Genomic DNA, 2,096 nt, shown 5'->3' with positions numbered 1-2,096 from the left:
TTTTAGACAAAACATTGTGCTTGGTGAGCAACATTTTTATTTATTAAAAATAAAATTGCTGATTATGCTTATCTTCAAAAATAATAATTATATTCTTTTTCATTTTTTTGTTTAATTTATTAAAATAAAACTCAATTAAATTAACACCATTTTCTTTCGCCATTTTTATTGCAATCATATTTTTAAAAACTTTTTCACTATATGATTTAGCACCATATCCTTTTAATTATTTTACATTATGCGAAATTTGTGGTTCATTACAAGACCCCATATATCAATCCTCTTTATAAACTTTAATACCCTCAGAATTATTTTTGATATATTTAATGAAATCTTTGATTTTATCTTTTTTATYTTTTAAGAATGGRTATTCTTTRATATTTTTTCTTGTAATTAATTTTTTTAAATATTTTATTGCTTCATCAGGATTGCCATTTTTAAATAATTTATTCATATGAAATATTGTTTTTAATTCTTTCATTAAATAAAATTGATCTAAAATAAAAATTGCACCAATTTCATTAGCAAATTTTTGGATTCATYTTGCTCCATYACCTGCTAGCGTTAACTTACAATTTTCAATATTAAAATTTTGATTTAAAAAATGTAAAAATTCTTTTTTATATTTTTTAATAAGATAGTATTTATTTTTTACTGATTTCATAACAATAAAAATTTTTTTATCTTTTAGAACATTTTTACTTTTAGTRCTTTTTATTTCATCATAMCCAGTATGAAAATATGCTGTTCKAAACATATTTTTTTCTATTTTTTTATATTTTGTTAAATTACTAAAAGAATCGTCAACTCCAGCATACAAATATGGTGTTTGRACAATTATTTTTTCAGTCTTTGTTTTTAATTGTTCTTTAAATAATTTAGCAAAATCAATTTCCTTATTAATGTTTGTGATTGTCATCTTAGATATATTTAATTTTGGGTACATATCCATAATATCTCTTTGTCTTTTAGCACTATCCATTAATTTTCAAAGTTCTATTTTAACACTCAAAATAATTGTTTGATTATTTTTTAAACCAATTTTTTTATTTAATAAAGTTGTTGTTTTGAATTTATTATCTTTTTTATCACGATAACCAAATCTGGAAGCTTTAATTATAATATCACCAAAAGGAGTTTTTATCATTTTTTTCCTTTTTCCTCACAAAATATAACCATTTTTACCATTACGATTTTGCTCTCTTAATTCTTGATCAATTTTTTCATATTTTTCTTTTAATTTTTGTTTTCCTATGAAATTAACATCAATATTTACTTCTTCAACAAAGTTTATATCTTTAAAACTATTAAAAACATTTAACATATAATTATATTCCTTTTAAATCATCATTGCATGATAGTAAAATTTTATAATGATTCAAAATGAATGTCAGCAATAATCTCATTTAATTTTGTAGAAAATAATTGATGGTATTAATACTTTTACCATAAAAATCAAAAAATTATGTAAAAGTTTTATTTTTATATAAAAATTAGATAAAAACCATAAATTAAATAAACATATTATTTAAGTAATATTGTTTTTGTTTTTCTAATAAACTTAATTGTTCTTTAATTAATTCAATCTTTCTATCAATAATACTAAAAAAGTTTGCAATCTTAGTTTGTTCTTGTAAACTAGGTATTTTAAAAATAAATTGATTAATTATTTCCTTAGAAAGGTTGGGCTGTGTTTGTTTTATAATAAATTTATTTAATTCTTTTTTCTTAAATTTAAGTAATAAATAATATAAGTATTCTGTCGAAAAATATAAATTATTAATTTCCATAGAAAAAAAGCTTGACTAGTAGCTAATGGAATTTTGTTGATTGTTGGAAACCCAACAGAAGCATATATAGAGTATATTAATGAATTTTTTGGTACTAATCAAGCACTAGAATTTTTAAGTCCTTTTTTAGTTATTGTTTTTTCAGTTTGAAAAATGTATTTGCCTTGATTGGTAACATCTTTAATTGATAAAAATGATATTTCTCCATTATAAAAATCTTTATTTTTTGTACTTGGAGTTCCTCCAGATTTACCCTTATTATAAAACTTATTAAAAGTTGTTTTATAATAAAAATCATTAAATTAA

4 protein-coding genes are annotated in these 2,096 nt (G+C 19.9%); 1 reads left to right on the top strand and 3 read right to left on the bottom strand.

Features of this window, described 5'->3' with window-relative positions; genetic code table 4:
- Positions 1-43: 43 nt before the first annotated feature.
- The 3 genes from C6B38_RS11820 to C6B38_RS02525 all read right to left on the bottom strand — a co-directional run bounded on the left by C6B38_RS11820 (position 44) and on the right by C6B38_RS02525 (position 1,790).
- The gene (locus C6B38_RS11820; protein ID WP_255401054.1) at positions 44-178 is read right to left on the bottom strand and encodes a hypothetical protein; all 135 of its coding nucleotides are present in this window, start codon (positions 176-178) and stop codon (positions 44-46) included.
- Between the two features lie 48 nt (positions 179-226).
- On the bottom strand, positions 227-1,324 hold the full coding sequence (locus C6B38_RS02530; RefSeq protein WP_105298534.1) for an Mbov_0401 family ICE element transposase-like protein: 1,098 nt from the start codon (positions 1,322-1,324) through the stop codon (positions 227-229).
- A gap of 187 nt (positions 1,325-1,511) precedes the next feature.
- Positions 1,512-1,790 (bottom strand): restriction endonuclease subunit S, encoded by a 279-nt coding sequence (locus C6B38_RS02525; RefSeq protein ID WP_105298533.1) that lies wholly within the window; start codon positions 1,788-1,790, stop codon positions 1,512-1,514.
- Between the two features lie 36 nt (positions 1,791-1,826).
- On the opposite strand from C6B38_RS02525, the gene C6B38_RS09695 reads away from it, so the two are divergent.
- Positions 1,827-2,003, top strand: a complete 177-nt coding sequence (locus C6B38_RS09695) for a hypothetical protein (protein WP_162475819.1) — start codon at positions 1,827-1,829, stop codon at positions 2,001-2,003.
- The last annotated feature ends 93 nt before the right edge of the window (positions 2,004-2,096 follow it).

It is taken from the genome of Spiroplasma sp. ChiS, assembly GCF_002968355.1.
Taxonomy (GTDB): Bacteria; Bacillota_I; Bacilli_A; order Mycoplasmatales; family Mycoplasmataceae; genus Spiroplasma; species Spiroplasma citri.
The sequence above is the reverse complement of the archived record's forward strand: the minus strand, read 5'-3'. Positions and strand labels throughout refer to the sequence as shown.